Source organism: Pseudomonas sp. AP3_22 TE3818, from assembly GCF_053628995.1.
This window is the reverse complement of the sequence record NZ_JBRJHL010000001.1, coordinates 3,994,955-4,013,684: the sequence shown is the minus strand read 5'-3', so window position 1 is coordinate 4,013,684 and position 18,730 is coordinate 3,994,955. Positions and strand designations below refer to the sequence as shown.

The following is an 18,730-nucleotide window of genomic DNA, read 5'->3' as shown; positions in this document are numbered from 1 at the left end:
CCAGGCGGGCACTCAATTGTCCGCAACATTTTAAGAGATTAATTTCCGGGGGCGCCTTCCAGTACCCCGGCATCGGAAATCGTGTCACCACTGGTTATAGAGCATATTCCTGATCTGTCAGGCTTTTACCGCGACCTTGCACATCTTGACGCCTCACGACCTGTCGGTCAGGCGTGGACCAGCGCAATGGTGAACGAGACCACGATCATGCAGGCAAAGGCAAAATTGATATTCATGAGGTTTCCATCCAGGACATGAGTGACGGCGCCATCTTGAACAGCTCACGGGAAAATAAAAAATTCGCTGTAATGATTTGAAAGATCGAAAAAAATGATACCGGGCCGGTTCGTTGTTTTTGCCGGGGGTTGCGGATACCCTCGTGCAACACGCAGTTACACGCATAAACGGGCAAAAACATGCAAGACAACCATTCTGCTGCGGAACTGCCGTCAGTGCGCCGGCAAAAAATCCTGTTGATCCTCGAGCGTGACGGCAAGGTCATGGCCTCGGAGTTGAGCCAGCATTTCGCGGTGTCCGAAGACACCATCCGCCGCGATCTGGCGGAGCTGGCCAGTGCCGGCCTGGTGCAGCGGGTGCACGGCGGGGCGCTGCCGCGGCCCAAAGACACGGGCAAGGACTATTTCACCCGGATCAGCGAAACCGATGAGGTGAAGACCCATTTGGCGCAACTGGCTGCGCAACGGGTGCAGGACGGTCAGATCGTGGTGTTCGATTCCGGCACCACCACATTGCAGATCGCGCGTTCGCTGCCGACGGAGATCGCCATCACCGCGATCACGGCGTCGCCGATGACGGCCATTACCCTGTCCGAATACAAAGGCATCAAGGTGATCCTGGCCGGCGGCCAGCTCAACCCGGCGACGATGTCGGCCAGCGGCCACGAAACCCTGCGGCTGCTGGCGGGCATCAAGGCCGATCTGCTGTTTACCGGGGTCTGCGCGATCCACCCGCAGGTGGGCTTGAGCTCACTGCACTTTGATGAAGTGCCGGTGAAGCAGGCGATGCTCGATTGTGCGTCCCATGTGATTGCCGTAACTACCGCCGATAAGCTGGGCGCGGTGGAGCCCTTTGTCGTCGCGCCTTGCAACCGTGTGCACACGCTGATCACCGAGCGGCATGTGGCGTCTGGCAATGTGGAGGACTATCGGGTGTTGGGGATTGAGGTGGAGCAGGCTTGAGCTTTTTTTGCTGGCAGGTGTGTTGAATGTACCGGCCCCTTCGCGGGCAAGCCCGCTCCCACAAGGGTTATTTGTCAGCCTCGAAATTTGTGGTCGACATAAATCCCTGTGGGAGCGGGCTTGCCCGCGAAGAGGCCAGCACAAACAACATCCATGTTGAATGTACTGGCCAATAACCTCAGCGCAATCGCTCAAGCATCTGGTAGTACCACATCCCGGCAGCCAGCATCGGATTGCCCAGCAGGTCGCCCATGGGGACGCGGATGTGCTGGCAGGCGGCGAAGGTGTCGAACTGTTCCAGTTGCCCGGTGATCGCGCGGCCCATGATTTCACCCATGATGTGGGTGGTGGCGATGCCGTGGCCGGAGTAGCCCTGACAGTACCAGACGTTATCCGACAGCTTGCCCAGTTGCGGGATGCGGTTGATCACGATGCCCATCGCGCAACTCCACTGGTAATCGATGGCCACGCCTTTGAGCGCCGGGAAGGTCTGCTCGATGCACGGGCGCAGCTCGGCGGCGATGTCGCGTGAATCCTTGCCGCTGTAGTTGGCGCCGCCACCGAACAACAGGCGACCGTCAGCGGTGAGGCGGTAGTAATCGAGCACGAAGCGGCAGTCGTAGACCGCCAGGTCTTCGGGGTTGATCTGCCTGGCCAGATCGCCCAGCGGCGCGGTGGTGACGATGCCGCCCATGGCCGGGAAAATCTTGCCCTTGAGCTTGCCCGGTTCTAGCTTGTGGTAGACGTCGCCGGCCAGCAGCACCTGATTGGCGTCGATGTGCCCGTGGGCGGTGCGTACGCCAGGGCTCTTGTGAAGGCCATCGCCGTGGATGATCTCCAGCACTTCGCTGTTCTCGAAAATCAATGCACCCAGGCTCTCGGCTGCGCGGGCCTCGCCGATGCACAGGTTGAGCGGGTGCAGGTGCATGTTGCGGGTGTTCTTGATCGCGCCGTGGTAGAGGTCGCTTTGCAGCAGGTCGCGCACCTGGCTGCGGTCGAGCAGGCTGACTTCATCACCCATGCCACGGCGCACCGCCTCGTCGTAATCCTTGCGCAAGCCGTCCATGTGCGCGGGTTTGTACGCGGCGTGCAGGTGGCCGTGCTTGAGGTCGCAGGCGATGCCGTATTTTTCCACGCGCTGCCGGATGATCTGGTGCCCGCGCCAGCGCAGGTTCCAGATGAAATCGTCGACTTCATCGCCGATGGAGCGGCGCATCTGTTTGCGCATGGCTTCGTCGCCCGACAGGCTGCCGGTGATCTGGCCGCCATTGCGCCCGGTGGCGCCCCAGCCGATCTTGTGGCTTTCGACGATGGCGACCTTCAGGCCTTTTTCCGCCAGCTCGACCGCAGTGGCCACGCCGGTGAAGCCGCCGCCGATGATCGCCACGTCAACCTTGTGCCGGCCTTGCAGCGTCGGGTAATCGGTGTCCTGGTTGAGGGTGGCGGTGTAGTAGGAATTGCAACGTTGAGTCATGTCGGTGTCCAGGCAGGATTGGGAGAAACCAATGCCGGTCAGTCGAAGTGCGCAACCTGTAGGAGCTGGCTTGCCAGCGAAGGCGTCGTGTCAGTCGCCATGGTTGTTGGCAGGTACACCGCTTTCGCTGGCAAGCCAGCTCCTACAGGGATTGCATACGCTGAGCAAATGTAGGGATAGCGAAGGAGGGTGCTCGCCGATCAGGCGAGCAGGGCGCTATCCGGCGGACGTGCGGAGTGACGCAACTTGGAACGGCGCAGGGCCATGGGCAGGTTGACGATGCGCTTCATGCAATGCCGTCCGCGGCCAGCAGCGAGGTGGCCTGGATCGAAATGTTCAGCAGTGACGGCAAAGTACGCATGGCGCAGGTTTCCGGCGGCGGAAATCGTCGGTGGCGAGTAGCACAAGCCATCCGGGGGATGGCTGGATACTAGGGAGGATTAGCGCGCGTGTAAATGTTTGATTCAGAACATCAGGTGCACCACCAGCCCGATCAACCCGCAGCCGATCAACACCTCGATCACCCCGCGCTTGAACCGCAGCAAGGCAATGCCCGCCACGATGGCGATCAGCAGCGAAGGCCAGTCCAGTTGTCCTTCGAAGCCTTTGGGCCACAGCACGTGATAGGCAAAGAAGCACGCCAGATTGAGAATCACGCCCACCACGGCGGCCGTAATGGCCGTCAGCGGTGCGGTGAAGGTAAGTTCGTTGTGGGTCGATTCCACCAACGGTCCGCCGGCGAGGATGAACAGGAACGAAGGCAGGAAGGTGAACCAGGTCACCAGCGTGGCGGCCACGGCACCGGCGACAAAGGCTTGATCCGGGCCGAAGACCTGATGCACATAGGCGCCGATGAAGCCGACGAAGGCGACGACCATGATCAACGGACCTGGAGTGGTTTCACCGAGCGCCAGGCCGTCGATCATCTGCGTCGGCGTCAGCCATCCGTAGTGACCGACTGCGCCCTGGTACACATACGGCAGCACCGCATAGGCACCGCCAAAGGTGAGCAGCGCCGCCTTGGTGAAGAACCAGGCCATCTGGGTCAGCGTGCCTTCCCAACCGAACAGGGCGGTGAGCGTGGCCATGGGCAGCGTCCACAAAATCGCACCGATAACCGCCAGGTACGCCAACTTCAAACCACTGAAGCGGGCGTGTTCAGGGGACGGGGTGTCGTCGTCGATCACAGCCGGGCCGTACGAGTGTTTCGCCGCGCTATGGCCACCGGTCCTGAATTTTTCCGGTGCCAGTCGTCCGCCGAAGTAACCGATGATCGCCGCCCCGAGCACGATCAACGGAAACGGCAAGTTGATCACGAAGATGGCCACGAAGGATGCGCCAGCGATGCCCCATAACCAGCCGTTCTTCAGCGCCCGCGAGCCGATCCGGTGAGCCGCCTGCACCACGATGGCCGTGACCGCCGGCTTGATCCCGTAAAACAGTCCGGCGACCACGGGCACCTCGCCAAAGGCGATGTACACCCAGGACAGGGCAATCAGGACGAACAACGACGGCAGCACAAACAGCACGCCGGCGATCACGCCGCCCCAGGTCCGGTGCATCAGCCAGCCGATGTAGGTCGCCAACTGCTGAGCCTCGGGCCCGGGCAGCAACATGCAGTAGTTGAGGGCGTGCAGAAAGCGCCGCTCGGAGATCCAGCGCCGGCGTTCGACCAGTTCCTGATGCATGATCGAGATCTGCCCGGCCGGTCCGCCAAAGCTGATGAAACCAAGCTTGAGCCAGAACAGGAAGGCTTCGCGCAGGCTGATGGTCCGGGGCTGGGGCACAGCCTGTTGCGTGATCGGAGAGGGCGTGGGGCTCAAGCGCGGGTTCCTTGTGCAGGGAAACGTTGAACCCGTGACTGTAGCTATGCCGGAACGCGTTGCATAGCCGCCTCTTGTGACGTATCTGCCCAGCGCTCGACAGCGGATCGGTCGCTGTCCCGCGCATCGACCCAGCGTGCGCCGCCCGCCACGTCTTCGCGTTTCCAGAACGGCGCGTCGGTTTTCAGGTAGTCCATGATGAACGCACAAGCCTCGAAAGCGGCCTGGCGATGCGGGCTGCTGACGCCGACAAACACGATCGGCTCGCTGATCGACAACCGGCCGATCCGATGCACGATCTCCACGGCCCGCAGTGGCCATCGGGCCCGGGCGTTGTCGATGATTTTCTGCAGCGAGCGTTCGGTCATGCCCGGGTAGTGCTCCAGAAACAACCCGGCGACCGCCTCGCCCTGATTGATGTCGCGCACGTAGCCGACGAAGTTGACCACGGCCCCCACGCCCGGATCGTTGGCCTGCAGGCTGGCGATCAGCTGAGTGACGTCGAACACTTCACGCTGGACCCGAACCGTCATGTCTCAGCCCCCGGTGACCGGTGGAAAAAAGGCGATCTCGTCAAAGTCCTCGATCACCCGGTCCGGATGGCACAGCTCCTGGTTCAGTGCGCACATCAGGTTTTTTTCACCGAGCACCTGGCGCCACAGCTCGCCGCGAGCCATCAGCAAGCGGCGCACGTCTTCGATGGTCCTGAGGCTGTCGGTCAGGGGCAGTTTTTCACCGCCCAGGTTGAGCTGTTCGCGGTAACGGGCGAAGTAATTGATCAGGATCATTGTGCGTCCTCGAACTTGAAATGACCGGAGCGGCCACCCTGTTTACTGAGCAGGCGGATGTCGTCGATGACCATGCCCCGGTCCACGGCCTTGCACATGTCGTAGAGGGTCAGGGCCGCCACACTGACGGCGGTCAGGGCTTCGAGCTCGACCCCGGTCTGGCCCTCGACGCGGCAGGTGCCGAGGATTTTCACGCTGTCCGGTGCGCAGGCCTTGAGTTCGACATGGATCGAACTGAGCAGCAGGGTGTGGCACAGCGGGATCAGCTCATGGGTTTTTTTCGCCGCCATGATGCCGGCGATCCGCGCCACGGCAAATACATCGCCCTTGGGGTGGCCGTCGCTTTGAATCAGCTTCAGGGTGTCCGGGCGCATCCGCACCCAGGCCTGGGCCTGGGCTTCACGCTGCGTCGGGGGCTTTTCGCTGACATCGACCATGTTGGCGCGACCCTGGTTGTCGAGGTGGGTCAGGCCGTTGGGCGATGCATTTGAAATGTCTGTCATGGGAGGTTCCTGCGCTGGCCGGCGCGGTGATCAAGTGAAGGCATCATGCCGGGCTGTAAATGCGTGGCGCGTTGCGGTGGGGGACGTGAATCAGGTTGAGGCGATGCTTGATCGCCCATTGCACGGTCAGGGCGGTGGGCGCCGACAGGCTGACCAGCGTGCCGAGCCGGGCCCTGACGGCCTTGTGGATCAGCTCCAGGCTGCAACGGCTGGTGACCACGGTGAAGCCGCTGCGGCTGTCGATGCCGGCGTGTTGCAGGGCACCGATCAACTTGTCCAGCGCGTTGTGGCGGCCAATGTCTTCGCGGCAGATCAGCGCGTTGCCTTCGCTGTCGAAGTACAGTGCTGCGTGCAGGGCGCCGCTGCTGCGGGCCATTTGTTGGGCCTGTTCGATGCGCTGGCGGATGTCGATGAAATGCTCGGCGGGCGGCAGGGCAACCGGCTCGAGAATCTCCAGTTTCGGCAGGGCCTGCTCCAGCGCTTGCACGCCGCACAGTCCGCAGCCGCTGGTACCCGCCATTTGCCGACGATGGTTCTTCAGCGCCCAGAACGCGCGGCTGGAGATCTGCACGTCGGCTTGAACGGCCTGGTCGAAGTGGGTCAGGCGCAGGTCGTAGATTTCACGCGGGTCCTCAACGATGTCGTTGCTGACGCTGAACCCTCGGATGAAATCCTCGAGGTTGCCCGGCGACACCATCATCACGGCCTGGCTCAAACCGTTGTAGGTGATTGCCAATGCGATCTCTGCGGCCAGTGCCGCCTGACAGACTGATGCGCCGTTGTCGTATTCGCGAAAGTTCACACTCAAGGGTTTGGGGGCGGGTGCGTTAGTGTCGCTTCGATCATCGGCTTGTTCAACTTTGCACAACATGAAAAGAACCTCGAAGCGCTGAATTAAGTTCAGGCTACGGGTAACTTTTCAAAGCGTCCAATCGCTTGTTCCGATGCGCCGATTGGTGATGTCTATCACGCTGGGCAAACAGGTCCGGTACGGTTTTATATCAAACCGAAACTTGATCAGTCGGTCCGGCTGAACAAGGTTCGTGCTTCGGCGAAACACTTCTCGGCAATCGCCGAACGTGGCTCGGTCTTGCGCATCACCAGGCCCAGGGGCGCGAGCACGCTGGCATCGGGCAATTCGATGAACGACAGGTGTTCGATGGGCTCTTCCAGGCCGCTGTCCAGCGGCATGATCGCGCAACAGAAACCTTCGTGGATCGCCTGCAGCAACTGGTAGGTCGAATCGCTTTCCAGGATCGGCTGCGGGTCCAGTCCGCGGCTGCGAAAGCTCAGGTCGATGGATTTGCGGTAGTGCATGCCGTTGCTGAGCATCCCCAACGGCAACTCGGCGGCGTCCTCCCAGCTCATTTGCGTGCCGTCGAAATGGAAGTGGCGGGTGTCGTACAACAGGCCGACGCGGGTCTCGCCGATCTCGAAAAACTCGAAATAGCTCGGGTTGACGTGGTCGAGGTAGCACACGCCGAGGTCCAACTGATTGTTGCCCAGACCCTCGATGATCTGGTCGGAACTCAGGGACGACAGGCTGTACTTGAGCTCGGGAAAGCTGCGGGACAGGCCCTGGATGTAGGTGACCGGGTTGAAGCTGCTGAGCGGCACCAGCCCCAGGCGCAGGTTACCCACGAGCTGGCCCCGGCACGCGGCGGCCTCGGCGAACAGCCCGTCGTGGGCGGCCAGCAGGGTTCTGGCCCAGGCCAGTACACGCTCGCCGGCCTCGGTAAAACCTTCGAAGCGCTGGCCCCGGGTGACCAGCACCAGGTCCAGTTCATCCTCCAGGTTGCGCAGGCGCATCGACAGCGTGGGCTGGGTGATGTGGCAGCGCGCGGCCGCCTGGCCGAAGTGGCGGGTCTGCTCCAGGGCGATCAGGAACTTGAGTTGTTTGATGTCCATGACGGCACCTGCTGACGGGGGAGTGAAGGGTTAAGTATTGACTCAGGTGTGCAAGACACAAGGCGAGGCAGGAATCGTGAGGTACAGACGATCTCATTGTCTTTGGTATGCGTCCAATCACTGCTATCTAAGGGGTTATCGACGGGCTCTATCATTGCTGTGGCTTCTGCTGTTTTTATATTGATAGATTGGCTCGATAGTCTGGTTGATTAGAGTGATTAGACACGGATTTATTTATCGAATTAGTCTCCGGAAGTCATTTAACTTCGCTATCTAATTCATGCCTGCCGGAGAACTCCATGAGCGTCAAACCGGATGTATTGTTTATCCCTTTGAATATTGCCGTACTGACCGTCAGCGATACCCGTGAATATGCCAATGACACCTCCGGCCAATTACTCGTCAGTCGTTTGCTGGAAGCCGGCCACACCCTGAGCGAGCGCAACCTGCTCAAGGATGACCTGTACAAGATCCGCGCGCAGGTGGCGAACTGGATCGCCGATGACGGCATCCAGGTGGTGCTGATCACGGGCGGCACCGGGTTCACCGGCCGCGACAGCACCCCCGAGGCAGTGGCCTGCTTGCTGGATAAACAGATCGATGGCTTCGGTGAGCTGTTCCGGGCGATTTCGATCCTCGACATCGGCACCTCCACGGTGCAGAGCCGGGCGCTGGCCGGGCTGGCCAATGGCACGTTGGTCTGCTGCCTGCCGGGGTCCACGGGCGCCTGCCGCACCGCGTGGGAAGGCATCCTTGCCGAGCAGCTCGACGCGCGCCACCGGCCGTGCAATTTCGTGCCGCACCTCAAGCCTGTGCAAGCCTGCGGGACGCGCGGATGAGCGCTTCACCCTTGATGCCGGTAGAGGACGCTATCGACCGATTACTGACAATGGCCGAGGCGCAGTGGATTGAAGGCAGCGAAGCCGTGCCGCTCAGTGCCGCGCGGCAACGGGTATTGGCCAATGACCTGCTGGCAACCCTGGATCTGCCGCCGTGGCCCAACAGCGCCATGGACGGCTATGCCCTGAATGTCGAGGGTTGGGACGGGGCACCGCTGACCGTGTCGCAGCAGGTGTTTGCCGGCCAGGCCCCCGAAGCCCTGGCGCCGGGAACCTGTGCGCGCATCTTCACCGGCGCACCGGTTCCGCCGGGTGCCGACTGCGTGGAGATGCAGGAGAACACGCAGGTACTGGATGACGGACGTATCCGCTTCAAGCAGCCCCTGAGCGCCGGCAGCAACATCCGCCCGCAAGGCCAGGAGAACCGCGTCGGCGATGTGCTGCTGCGTGCCGGCAAGCGCCTCGGTCCGTTCGAACTGGCGGTCGCGGCGGCGCAGGGCTGCACCCATCTGCAGGTGGTGCGCCGACCACGGGTGGCGCTGTTGTCCACCGGCGAAGAGCTGGTCGAGCCGGGCAATCCCCTCAAGCCCGGCAGTATCTACAACAGCAACCGGACATTGTTGAGTCATTGGTTGAATGCGTTGGGTTGCGAGGTCATCGATGCCGGCATTCTTCCCGACGAGCCACGCCAGACTCGGCTCAAGCTCGAACAACTGCAACACACGGCAGACCTGATGCTCAGCACGGGCGGTGTGTCCGCCGGAGACGCCGACTGCCTCGGCCAGGTGCTGCGCGAGTGCGGCAAGCCGCTGCTGTGGAAACTCTCGATCAAACCCGGCAAGCCATTGACCGTGGGCCACTTCGGCCGCGTGCCGGTGATTGGCCTTCCGGGTAATCCGACATCGGCGTTGGTCACGTTCGGCCTGTTGGCCCGGGCTTATCTGTTGCGGATTCAGGGCGTCGAAGACGTCGAGCCGTTGAGCTTCCCGGTCAGGGTCGGCTTTGCCTGGCCCAAACCCGGGAGCCGCCGGGAGTACTTGCGGGCGAAACTCGAAGGAGGGAGAGCGGTGCTCTATCCGAACCAGAGTTCAGGCGTGTTGCTGGGTGCATCCTGGGCCGATGGGCTGGTGGAAGTGCTGGAAGGCTGCACCCTGGAAGTGGGCGACACAGCGCGGTTCATACCCTTCAGCGAACTGTTCTGAATACCACAAACATACTGTGTGGGCTTGCCCGCGAAGGGGCCGGCATATCCAACGGAGATGTTGGCTGACAGACCGCTATCGCGAGCAAGCTCGCTCCCACAGTTTTGATCTTCATTGAATGCGAATTCTGCGGTGGGCAACAATCCCTGTGGGAGCCTGCTTGCCGGCGATGAGGCCGGCAGATTCAACAGAGATATCGACCGACCCACCGCCATCGCTGGCAAGCCAGCTCCTACAGTGGATTTTTTGTGAGCCTGGCTTTCGTGCACGCCGACAACCCCCTGTAGGAGCCGGCTTGCCGGCGATGAGGCCGGCAGATTCAACGGAGATATCGACCGACCCACCGCCATTGCTGGCAAGCCAGCTCCTACAGTGGATTTTTGGTGAGCCTGGCTTTCGTGCACGCCGACAGGCAATTGTAGGAGCCGGCTTGCCGGCGATGAGGCCGGCAGATTCAACGGAGATATCGACCGACCCACCGCCATTGCTGGCAAGCCAGCTCCTACAGTGGATTTTTGGTGAGCCTGGCTTTCGTGCACGCCGACAAGCAATTGTAGGAGCCGGCTTGCCGGCGATGAGGCCGGCAGATTCAACGGAGATATCGACCGACCCACCGCCATTGCTGGCAAGCCAGCTCCTACAGTGGATTTTTGGTGAGCCTGGCTTTCGTGCACGCCGACAAGCAATTGTAGGAGCCGGCTTGCCGGCGATGAGGCCGGCAGATTCAACGGAGATATCGACCGACCCACCGCCATCGCTGGCAAGCCAGCTCCTACAGTGGATTTTTGGTGAGCCTGGCTTTCGTGCACGCCGACAACCCCCTGTAGGAGCCGGCTTGCCCGCGAAGGGGCCGGCAGATCCAACAGAGATGTTGGCAGACAGACCGCCTTCGCGAGCAAGCCCGCTCCCACAGTTTTGATCTTCAGTGAATGCCTATTCTGCGGCTGACCTCGATACCTGTGTGTTTCCTGAAAATCAGTTCAACACAAAATCCACCGGCTCCAGTTGCGGCGGCAACTCCGTCACGCCCAGAGCCGCCAGCACATCGCGCTCGATGTTGCGCACGATGGCGTCGGTGGGCAGGTCGTTTTCGTCGCGGCCGAAGGGGTCTTCCAGTTCGTCGGCAATCGCATCCAGGCCAAAAAAGGTGTAGCTGACAATCGCAGTGAAGATCGGTGTCAGCCAGCCCAGGGGTTCGGCCATGGCAAACGGCAGCAGGATGCAGAACAGGTAGATGGTGCGGTGCAGCAACAGGGTGTAGGGGAAGGGCAGCGGGGTGTTCTTGATCCGTTCACAGACCGCCTGGGCGTGGGTCAGGCCGGCCAGGTGGTTGGCCATGAGCGTGTAGCGCCAGTCGTTGATCGCCCCGGACTCGTTGAGTGTCGAGCACTGCTGACCGACCTGCATCAGGATCTGCCCGCTGATGTCCGTGGTGTCGCCCTCGGGCATCGGGTGCAGCCAGTCGCCACTGGCGGCCAGTTCGTTTTCCCGGCGCAGGCGCGCGTTGAGGGCATGGGCGAAGCCGCACAGATTGCTGAGGATTGTGTGTCGTTCAGCCGCGTCCTTGATTACCAGGGTTTCACGAATCATCGAACGGACTTCGACTATCACATCGCCCCACGCCTTGCGCGCTTCATACCAGCGGTCGTAGCAGGCGTTGTTGCGAAAGCTCATGAAGATCGACAACGACAAACCCAGCAGCGTGAAGGGCGTTGCGCTGACCTTGGAAAAGTAGCTGGGATGCAAGGTTTCAATGAGCACGATGGCCGAGGCGAGCAACGTCACCATCAGGCTGCGCCAGGCAATGCGCTTGGCAATCGAACCCTTGAGGGACGTCAGCACGCCGATCAGGTTGGGTTTGGGTCTCACGATCATGGGGTTCAGCCGCCCGTCATGTTCATGAAGCGAATGACCTGGATATCGTCGTTCACTTCGAAGTTGTGTCGATAAGGCTTGAGTTTCATCGCCTCGATAATGGCTTTTTCCAGGCGCTCGGGCTGTCCGGGGTGGCTGCGCAAGACAGCCTTGAGATCCACCGAGTGCTCATTGCCCAGGCACAGCAGCAGGCGTCCTTCCACGGTCAGCCGCACCCGATTGCAGGTGCCGCAGAAGTTGTGGCTGTGGGGGGAGATGAACCCCAGGCGAATCTGCGGTGCCTCGGCCAGGCGCCAGTAGCGCGAGGGACCCTGGGTCGACTCGGCGGAATCAATCAAAGTGTAGCGTTCGGCGATGCGTTCGCGGACCTGCGCGCTTGCGAAAAACGATTCGGCGCGGCTGTGCTCGTCGATGGTGCCCAACGGCATTTCCTCGATGAAGGAGATGTCGAGGTTGCGGTCGATGGCGAAGCTCACCAGATCATTGATCTCATGGTCGTTGCGGCCCTTCATCACCACGCAATTGAGCTTGGTGTTGCGAAATCCGGCCTGGTTGGCCGCGTCGATGCCCTTGATGACCTGCGCCAGGTCACCGGTGCGGGTCAGTTCGCGAAAGCGTTGCGGGTCCAGGCAGTCGAGGCTGATGTTGAGGCGCTTGACCCCGGCCTCGAACAACGGCCCGGCCAGTCTGGCCAACTGCGAACCGTTGGTGGTCATGCACAGTTCACGCAGGCCGGGCAGGGCGGCGATCTTCTCGCACAGTTGGACCACGCCCGGACGGATCAGCGGCTCGCCCCCGGTCAGGCGGATCTTGCGGGTGCCCAGCGCCACGAAGCTTTGTGCCAGTTGATAAATCTCTTCCAGGGTCAGCACCCGTTGCCGGGGCAGAAACTGCATGTCCTCGGCCATGCAATACACGCAACGGAAATCGCAGCGGTCGGTGACCGACATCCGCAGATAGTCCACGCGCCGGGAGAAGCCATCGATCAAGACTCGTTCTGACATGACACCCTCGCTTGGTGTTGGATGGACTTTTGTGTAGGAGCGAGCCCTGCTCGCGATGGTCGTTAACGATGACGCGTGCTTACTGGCTAAACGCGGTGCTCTTGAGTCCATCGCGAGCTCGCTCCTACAGGTATTGCGCTGTTAACGAATCTGTTGAGCGCAGGCTAAGAGCAACTTTAACGGGCGTCCAATCACTATTAACAACCGGGTGATCGAGCGGGTCGATGATGAACTTTATTTTCTGATTTTAAGGGCTGTAAGTGATCTCAAGTGATTGAAAAATAAAAATAAAAATCCATGATAGAGCGTTTCGATAATGTGGTCGTAAATAGCGATTAGACAATAATTAATCCCCGTCCATATGCTTTTCTCCGTCAAACGATCAATGGCCTGAATCAGGTCACGGAGAAGTACCATGTCTCAAGTCGACCGCTACAAACCCTACAAAGGTGCCGCCGCCGGTTGGGGTGCACTGATTGCTGTTACCAAGAACTGGCTGGGCAGTGAAAACGCGCTGAAGAACATTCGCGCCATGCTCAAGACCAATCAGAACGGCGGTTTCGACTGCCCCGGTTGCGCCTGGGGCGAGTCGCCGGAAAACGGCATGGTCAAGTTCTGCGAAAACGGCGCCAAGGCGGTTAACTGGGAAGCCACGGGCCGTCTGGTCGACCCGGCCTTCTTCAACAAATACAGCGTCTCGGCGCTGGCCGAGCAGAGCGATTACTGGCTGGAGTATCAGGGCCGCCTGACCCACCCGATGCGCTATGACGCGGCCACCGACCGTTACGTGGAAACCACCTGGGACGAGGCCTTCGCGACGATCGCCCGGCACCTCAATGCGCTGGAATCGCCGGACCAGGCCGAGTTCTATACCTCGGGCCGGGCCAGCAACGAGGCGGCTTATTTGTACCAGCTGTTCGTGCGGGCCTACGGCACCAACAACTTTCCCGACTGCTCCAACATGTGCCACGAAGCCAGCGCGGTGAGCATGATCGAAAGCCTCGGCGTGGGCAAAGGCACCGTGGTGTTCGACGACCTGGAGCATGCCGACGCGATCTTCGTCATCGGCCAGAACCCCGGCACCAACCACCCGCGGATGCTTGAACCCTTGCGCGAAGCGGTCAAGCGCGGGGCACAGGTGATCTGCATCAACCCGCTCAAGGAGCGCGGACTGGAGCGCTTCCAGCATCCACAGCACCCGATCGAAATGCTCATGAACGGCTCCGAGCCGACCAACACCGCGTACTTCCGCCCGGCCCTGGGTGGCGACATGGCGGTCATGCGCGGCATGGTCAAGTTCCTGCTGCAGTGGGAGCGCGAAGCACAGGTCAGCGGCGGCGAGCCGGTGTTCGACCACGCCTTCATCGCCGAACACACCACGGGAATGGGGGCCTACCTGGGCGAAGTCGACGCCACCAGTTGGGAGCACATCGAGCAGCAGTCGGGCATGTCTTTGGCTGACATCGAACTCGCCGCCCGCATGTACGCCCGGGCCAAGCGCGTGATCATGTGCTGGGCGATGGGCCTGACCCAACACACGCACTCGGTGCCGACCCTGCAGGAAGTCATCAACCTGATGCTGCTGCGCGGCAACGTCGGCCGTCCCGGCGCGGGCCTGTCACCGGTTCGCGGTCACAGTAACGTGCAGGGCGACCGCACCATGGGCATCAACGAACTGGCGCCCACCGAGTTGCTCGATGCCCTGGAAAAACGCTTCTCCTTCAAACCGCCGCGTGAGCATGGCCACAACACCGTGATGGCGATCGGCGCGATGGAGCAGGGACTTTCGAAAGTGTTTATCGCCCTGGGCGGCAATTTCGCCCAGGCGACCCCCGACACGCCGCGTACCCACGCTGCGTTGCGCAAGTGCGACCTCACCGTGCACATCGCCACCAAGCTCAACCGCAGCCATCTGGTCACCGGCCGTGAGGCGCTGATCCTGCCGTGCCTGGGCCGCACCGACATCGACATCCAGGCCGAAGGCCCCCAAGGCGTCACCGTGGAAGACACCTTCAGCATGATCCACATCTCCCACGGCCAACTGAAACCCAAGTCGAAACACCTGTTGTCGGAACCGGCGATCATCGCCGGCATCGCAGCCGCGACACTGGGCAAGCACCCGATCGACTGGAACTGGGCTATCGGCGACTACGGCCGTATCCGCAACATGATTGCCGACACCATTCCCGGCTTCGAAGATTTCAACCGGCGCTTGCTGCACCCGGGCGGTTTCCACATGCCCAACGACGCGGCCAAGCGCATCTGGAAAACTGCCAGCGGCAAAGCCCAGTTCACCCCGAGCGTGCTGCCGGAGCACCTGATCAGCGAGGGCGTGCGTAATCTGGCGGTCAAGCCGCACCTGATTCTGCAGACCATGCGCTCCCACGATCAGTACAACACCACGCTGTACGGCCTGGATGACCGTTATCGCGGGGTCTACGGCATGCGCGACGTGGTGTTCGCCAACGAGCAGGACATTCGTCGGCTGGGTTTCGAACCGGGGCAGAAGGTCGACCTGGTGGCGCTGTGGGACGACGAACGCGAGCGTCGGGTCAGCGGTTTCACCCTGATCGCCTACGACATTCCGGCCGGTCAGGCGGCGGCGTACTACCCGGAGACCAATCCGCTGGTGCCGCTGGAAAGTTACGGTGACCGCACCTTCACCCCGACTTCCAAGTTCGTCGCCATCCGGCTGGAGCAGGCCAGGGCCAGCAACCTGATCTCGACGTCCGCCGCCTAGTACCGGGGCGCTCACCGTTCACTGTGACTGTAGGAGCCGGCTTGCCGGCGATAGCGGTTCGTCAGGCGACCCCTGTGTCGATGGCCATTGCGCAATCGCCGGCAAGCCGGCTCCTACAGGTTTATCTCCTTTAAAGCCTCGATGAGGATTTCGACATGTTCAACCTGGAGGCACTGGACCTGGCGCGGATGCAATTCGCGTTCACGGTTTCATTCCACATCATCTTTCCCGCCATCACCATCGGGCTGGCCAGTTTCCTGGCGGTACTTGAAGGCTTATGGCTGAAGACCCACAACGACACCTACCGCGATCTCTACCATTTCTGGTCGAAGATCTTCGCCGTCAACTTCGGCATGGGCGTGGTCTCGGGGCTGGTCATGGCCTACGAGTTCGGCACCAACTGGAGCCGCTTCTCCGACTTCGCCGGCAGCATCACCGGGCCGTTGCTGACCTATGAAGTGCTCACGGCGTTCTTCCTCGAGGCCGGTTTCCTCGGGGTCATGCTGTTCGGCTGGAACCGGGTAGGGCGCGGCTTGCACTTCTTCTCGACGGTGATGGTGGCCATCGGCACGCTGATTTCGACCTTCTGGATTCTCGCCTCCAACAGCTGGATGCAGACGCCACAGGGTTTCGAGATCGTCGACGGTCGCGTGATGCCGCTGGACTGGCTGGCCATCGTGTTCAACCCGTCGTTCCCGTACCGCCTGGCGCACATGGCGATTGCCGCCTTCGTGGCCACTGCGTTCTTTGTCGGCTCGTCGGCGGCGTGGCACCTGCTGCGCGGCAACGACACCAAACAAGTGCGCAAGATGCTGTCGATGGCGTTGTGGATGGCCTTGATCGTCTGCCCGATCCAGGCCGTGGTCGGTGACGCCCACGGCTTGAACACCCTGGAACATCAACCGGCGAAGATCGCCGCCATCGAAGGGCACTGGGAAAACAACGGTAGCGAAGCAACGCCGCTGGTGCTGTTCGGCATCCCGGACATGCAGGCCGAGAAAACCAAATACGCCATTGAGATTCCGTACCTGGGCAGCCTGATCCTGACCCACAGCCTCGACAAACAGATCCCGGCGCTCAAGAGCTTCCCGAAAGAGGATCGCCCCAACGCGACGATCATTTTCTGGAGCTTCCGCGTCATGGCCGGGCTGGGCATGTTGATGGTGCTGGCCGGCGTGCTCGGTCTGGTCCTGCGTCGCAGCGGTGCCATCTACCGCAACCGCTGGTTCCTGCGCCTGATGCTGTGGATGGGCCCAAGCGGCCTCATCGCCATGCTCGCCGGCTGGATCACCACGGAAGTGGGGCGCCAGCCGTGGGTGGTGTATGGCCTGCAACGTACCGTGAATGCCGCGTCCAATCACAGCGTTACGCAGTTGAGCCTCTCGTTGGCGCTGTTCGTGGTGATCTACTTCTCGGTCTTCACGGTGGGTATCGGCTACATGATGAAACTCGTGGCCAAGGGGCCCAAACCCCATCACGAGCAGGCGCCTGCGGGGCATTCCGATCAGGTGATCACACCGCGCCGGCCGCTGTCTGCCGACGCTGAAATCCTCGAAACCGACGCCCGCGTCAATTGAAGGAAGGGAGTTGAGTCATGGGTATTCAAGGTATCGATTTATCGCTGATCTGGGGCGTGATCATCGCTTTCGGCGTGATGATGTACGTGATCATGGACGGCTTCGACCTGGGGTTGGGCATTCTGTTTCCGCTGATCCCGGATGCGCAGGAGCGCGATGTGATGATGAACACCGTGGCACCGGTCTGGGACGGCAACGAGACCTGGCTGGTGCTGGGTGGCGCTGCGCTGTACGGGGCGTTCCCGCTGGCCTATTCGGTGATTCTGGAAGCGCTGTACCTGCCGTTGATCCTGATGTTGTGCGGCTTGATCTTTCGCGGCGTGGCGTTCGAGTTTCGCTTCAAGGCCAGCCCTGAAAAGCGTCATGTCTGGGACATGGCGTTCATCGGCGGCTCGCTGCTGGCGACCTTTTCCCAGGGCGTGGTGATCGGCACTTACATTGCCGGCATCCCGGTGGTCGACCGCCAGTTCGCCGGTGGTCCGCTGGACTGGCTGGCACCCTTTCCGTTGTTCTGCGGAGTCGGCCTGATCGTCGCCTATGCGCTGCTCGGCAGCACCTGGTTGCTGGTCAAGACCGAAGGCATGCTCGAGTCGCGGATGCGCCTGTTCACCCGGCCCCTGGCTTGGCTGCTGTTGGCGGTGATCGGCGTGATCTGTGTGTGGACACCGATCCTGCATCCGGACATCGCCACGCGCTGGTTTGCCCATGCGCACCTGGCGGTGTTCGGTGGCCTGGCGGTGCTGGCCTTGCTGGCGATGTTCGGCTTGCTCAAGACCCTGCGCCAACGCCACACCCATTGGCCGTTCGCCTTCACCCTGATGCTGGTGTTCCTGGGGTACATCGGTCTGGCGTTCAGTATCTGGCCGAACATCGTGCCGCCGTCGATCAGCCTGTGGGCCGCGGCGTCACCGCCGACCAGCCAGTTGTTCATCCTGATTGGCGCTTTGTTCATCCTGCCGATCATCCTGATGTACACGGTCTGGAGCTACTACGTGTTCCGCGGCAAAGTGAGGATTGGCGATGGCTACCATTGATTCCCGTGAACCGGCACCGGCGCCTTGGTACAAGCGCCTGGGGTGGCTGGTGTTGATCTGGCTGGGCAGTGTGGTTGCGTTGGGGGTGGTGGCGGGGGCGTTGCGGATGTTGATGCAGGCGGCCGGGATGAGTAGTCACTGAGGGCAAGTCGTTAGAGGGTTCCAGTTTGCTTTGAGGTGTTTGGATTGGGTTGGGTGAATATCCATTCCGGGGGTAACGGCGACTATTGGTTCCGCCCTTACGGCGGGTCACTTTGGAAAAGCCCCAAAGTAACCAAAGGGCTCTTGCCCCTTACGTTCGGTGCCTCGCCTAGGCTCGGCATTCCCTCGCTCCGGTCCTGCTCCGTGGGCCCGCCGCCATCGGCCATCCATGGCCGGCGGCGGCTAACCCGGCATCCATGCCGGGTTGCCCACTACGCAGAACCTGCGCTCGGCCTCTCGAGGGGGCAAGAAGATCAAAAGCCAAAGCGAGGCGGCCTACCGGCCGACCTGGTTCTGATGGGTACGTGTTTCCCTGTAGGAGCGAGCTTGCTCGCGATGGACGTCAACGATAACGCGCGCTGTCTGAATGATCGCGTTGTTCAGACGTTTTTCGCGAGCAAGCTTCGTTCCTACAGGTACGATCTGTCCCGCGGCCAAGGACCTTCAGTCTCACCGCAAAAACTTTCTTGAAGGGCATAGAGTCTTGTCATTACAGCGCCCAGGTTCACGTCCTGTTGGCCGGTGTATTCGGCAGTTTCACCTGCACGTAGGCCAATACTTGC

Annotated in this window: 16 protein-coding genes; 7 read left to right on the top strand and 9 right to left on the bottom strand. The window is 61.3% G+C overall.

Annotation, left to right across the window (positions count from 1 at the left end; genetic code table 11):
* Positions 1-416 precede the first annotated feature (416 nt).
* Positions 417-1,199: a DeoR/GlpR family DNA-binding transcription regulator gene (locus AB7M25_RS18065; protein WP_454237765.1), complete on the top strand. Its 783-nt coding sequence runs from the start codon at positions 417-419 to the stop codon at positions 1,197-1,199.
* 178 nt (positions 1,200-1,377) lie between these two features.
* Here AB7M25_RS18065 and AB7M25_RS18060 read toward each other — a convergent pair whose 3' ends face one another.
* The 7 genes from AB7M25_RS18060 to AB7M25_RS18030 all read right to left on the bottom strand — a co-directional run bounded on the left by AB7M25_RS18060 (position 1,378) and on the right by AB7M25_RS18030 (position 7,695).
* On the bottom strand, positions 1,378-2,673 hold the full coding sequence (locus AB7M25_RS18060; RefSeq protein ID WP_454237764.1) for an NAD(P)/FAD-dependent oxidoreductase: 1,296 nt from the start codon (positions 2,671-2,673) through the stop codon (positions 1,378-1,380).
* 464 nt (positions 2,674-3,137) lie between these two features.
* On the bottom strand, positions 3,138-4,496 hold the full coding sequence (chrA, locus tag AB7M25_RS18055; protein ID WP_429561582.1) for a chromate efflux transporter: 1,359 nt from the start codon (positions 4,494-4,496) through the stop codon (positions 3,138-3,140).
* A 44-nt stretch (positions 4,497-4,540) separates the two neighbouring features.
* Positions 4,541-5,029: a molybdopterin synthase catalytic subunit MoaE gene (gene moaE, locus AB7M25_RS18050; RefSeq protein ID WP_454237763.1), complete on the bottom strand. Its 489-nt coding sequence runs from the start codon at positions 5,027-5,029 to the stop codon at positions 4,541-4,543.
* A 3-nt stretch (positions 5,030-5,032) separates the two neighbouring features.
* On the bottom strand, positions 5,033-5,284 hold the full coding sequence (gene moaD, locus AB7M25_RS18045; protein WP_454237762.1) for a molybdopterin converting factor subunit 1: 252 nt from the start codon (positions 5,282-5,284) through the stop codon (positions 5,033-5,035).
* Positions 5,281-5,787, bottom strand: coding sequence for a cyclic pyranopterin monophosphate synthase MoaC (moaC, locus tag AB7M25_RS18040; RefSeq protein ID WP_454237761.1), 507 nt, complete (start codon positions 5,785-5,787; stop codon positions 5,281-5,283). The genes moaD and moaC overlap by 4 nt, the downstream gene beginning before the upstream one ends.
* 43 nt (positions 5,788-5,830) lie before the next feature.
* On the bottom strand, positions 5,831-6,658 hold the full coding sequence (gene fdhD, locus AB7M25_RS18035; RefSeq protein ID WP_454237760.1) for a formate dehydrogenase accessory sulfurtransferase FdhD: 828 nt from the start codon (positions 6,656-6,658) through the stop codon (positions 5,831-5,833).
* Between the two features lie 146 nt (positions 6,659-6,804).
* The gene (locus tag AB7M25_RS18030) at positions 6,805-7,695 is read right to left on the bottom strand and encodes a LysR family transcriptional regulator (protein WP_007976034.1); all 891 of its coding nucleotides are present in this window, start codon (positions 7,693-7,695) and stop codon (positions 6,805-6,807) included.
* 299 nt (positions 7,696-7,994) lie between these two features.
* Here AB7M25_RS18030 and moaB point away from each other — a divergent pair, with 299 nt between their 5' ends.
* Together moaB and AB7M25_RS18020 are read left to right on the top strand one after the other, a co-directional pair.
* Positions 7,995-8,534 (top strand): molybdenum cofactor biosynthesis protein B, encoded by a 540-nt coding sequence (moaB, locus tag AB7M25_RS18025; RefSeq protein ID WP_111287001.1) that lies wholly within the window; start codon positions 7,995-7,997, stop codon positions 8,532-8,534.
* Positions 8,531-9,736, top strand: coding sequence for a molybdopterin molybdotransferase MoeA (locus AB7M25_RS18020; protein WP_454237759.1), 1,206 nt, complete (start codon positions 8,531-8,533; stop codon positions 9,734-9,736). Before moaB ends, AB7M25_RS18020 begins: the two co-directional genes overlap by 4 nt.
* A 975-nt stretch (positions 9,737-10,711) precedes the next feature.
* Here the strand turns inward: AB7M25_RS18020 and AB7M25_RS18015 are convergent.
* Complete coding sequence (locus tag AB7M25_RS18015) at positions 10,712-11,611, bottom strand: bestrophin family protein (protein ID WP_454237758.1); 900 nt, start codon at positions 11,609-11,611, stop codon at positions 10,712-10,714.
* 5 nt (positions 11,612-11,616) lie between these two features.
* On the bottom strand, positions 11,617-12,615 hold the full coding sequence (gene moaA, locus AB7M25_RS18010; RefSeq protein ID WP_454237757.1) for a GTP 3',8-cyclase MoaA: 999 nt from the start codon (positions 12,613-12,615) through the stop codon (positions 11,617-11,619).
* Positions 12,616-13,030: 415 nt separating this feature from the next.
* On the opposite strand from moaA, the gene AB7M25_RS18005 reads away from it, so the two are divergent.
* From AB7M25_RS18005 to AB7M25_RS17990, 4 genes are all read left to right on the top strand, one after another.
* Positions 13,031-15,355: an FdhF/YdeP family oxidoreductase gene (locus AB7M25_RS18005; RefSeq protein ID WP_429519674.1), complete on the top strand. Its 2,325-nt coding sequence runs from the start codon at positions 13,031-13,033 to the stop codon at positions 15,353-15,355.
* A gap of 155 nt (positions 15,356-15,510) precedes the next feature.
* Complete coding sequence (locus AB7M25_RS18000; RefSeq protein WP_429519672.1) at positions 15,511-16,932, top strand: cytochrome ubiquinol oxidase subunit I; 1,422 nt, start codon at positions 15,511-15,513, stop codon at positions 16,930-16,932.
* A 17-nt stretch (positions 16,933-16,949) separates the two neighbouring features.
* Complete coding sequence (gene cydB / locus AB7M25_RS17995; protein ID WP_429389318.1) at positions 16,950-17,966, top strand: cytochrome d ubiquinol oxidase subunit II; 1,017 nt, start codon at positions 16,950-16,952, stop codon at positions 17,964-17,966.
* The gene (locus AB7M25_RS17990; protein ID WP_008051210.1) at positions 17,953-18,108 is read left to right on the top strand and encodes a DUF2474 domain-containing protein; all 156 of its coding nucleotides are present in this window, start codon (positions 17,953-17,955) and stop codon (positions 18,106-18,108) included. The genes cydB and AB7M25_RS17990 overlap by 14 nt, the downstream gene beginning before the upstream one ends.
* Positions 18,109-18,730: the final 622 nt, after the last annotated feature.

Bases quoted from the DNA above. Each gene is read 5' to 3' on its own strand.
- moaE (WP_454237763.1), bottom strand. From the start codon at position 5,029: ATGACGGTTCGGGTCCAGCGTGAAGTGTTCGACGTCACTCAGCTGATC.
- AB7M25_RS18060 (WP_454237764.1), bottom strand. From the start codon at position 2,673: ATGACTCAACGTTGCAATTCCTACTACACCGCCACCCTCAACCAGGAC.
- AB7M25_RS18020 (WP_454237759.1), top strand. From the start codon at position 8,531: ATGAGCGCTTCACCCTTGATGCCGGTAGAGGACGCTATCGACCGATTA.
- AB7M25_RS18030 (WP_007976034.1), bottom strand. From the start codon at position 7,695: ATGGACATCAAACAACTCAAGTTCCTGATCGCCCTGGAGCAGACCCGC.
- moaB (WP_111287001.1), top strand. From the start codon at position 7,995: ATGAGCGTCAAACCGGATGTATTGTTTATCCCTTTGAATATTGCCGTA.
- AB7M25_RS18015 (WP_454237758.1), bottom strand. From the start codon at position 11,611: ATGATCGTGAGACCCAAACCCAACCTGATCGGCGTGCTGACGTCCCTC.
- AB7M25_RS18005 (WP_429519674.1), top strand. From the start codon at position 13,031: ATGTCTCAAGTCGACCGCTACAAACCCTACAAAGGTGCCGCCGCCGGT.
- AB7M25_RS18000 (WP_429519672.1), top strand. From the start codon at position 15,511: ATGTTCAACCTGGAGGCACTGGACCTGGCGCGGATGCAATTCGCGTTC.
- AB7M25_RS18065 (WP_454237765.1), top strand. From the start codon at position 417: ATGCAAGACAACCATTCTGCTGCGGAACTGCCGTCAGTGCGCCGGCAA.
- AB7M25_RS17990 (WP_008051210.1), top strand. From the start codon at position 17,953: ATGGCTACCATTGATTCCCGTGAACCGGCACCGGCGCCTTGGTACAAG.
- moaD (WP_454237762.1), bottom strand. From the start codon at position 5,284: ATGATCCTGATCAATTACTTCGCCCGTTACCGCGAACAGCTCAACCTG.
- fdhD (WP_454237760.1), bottom strand. From the start codon at position 6,658: ATGTTGTGCAAAGTTGAACAAGCCGATGATCGAAGCGACACTAACGCA.
- cydB (WP_429389318.1), top strand. From the start codon at position 16,950: ATGGGTATTCAAGGTATCGATTTATCGCTGATCTGGGGCGTGATCATC.
- moaC (WP_454237761.1), bottom strand. From the start codon at position 5,787: ATGACAGACATTTCAAATGCATCGCCCAACGGCCTGACCCACCTCGAC.
- moaA (WP_454237757.1), bottom strand. From the start codon at position 12,615: ATGTCAGAACGAGTCTTGATCGATGGCTTCTCCCGGCGCGTGGACTAT.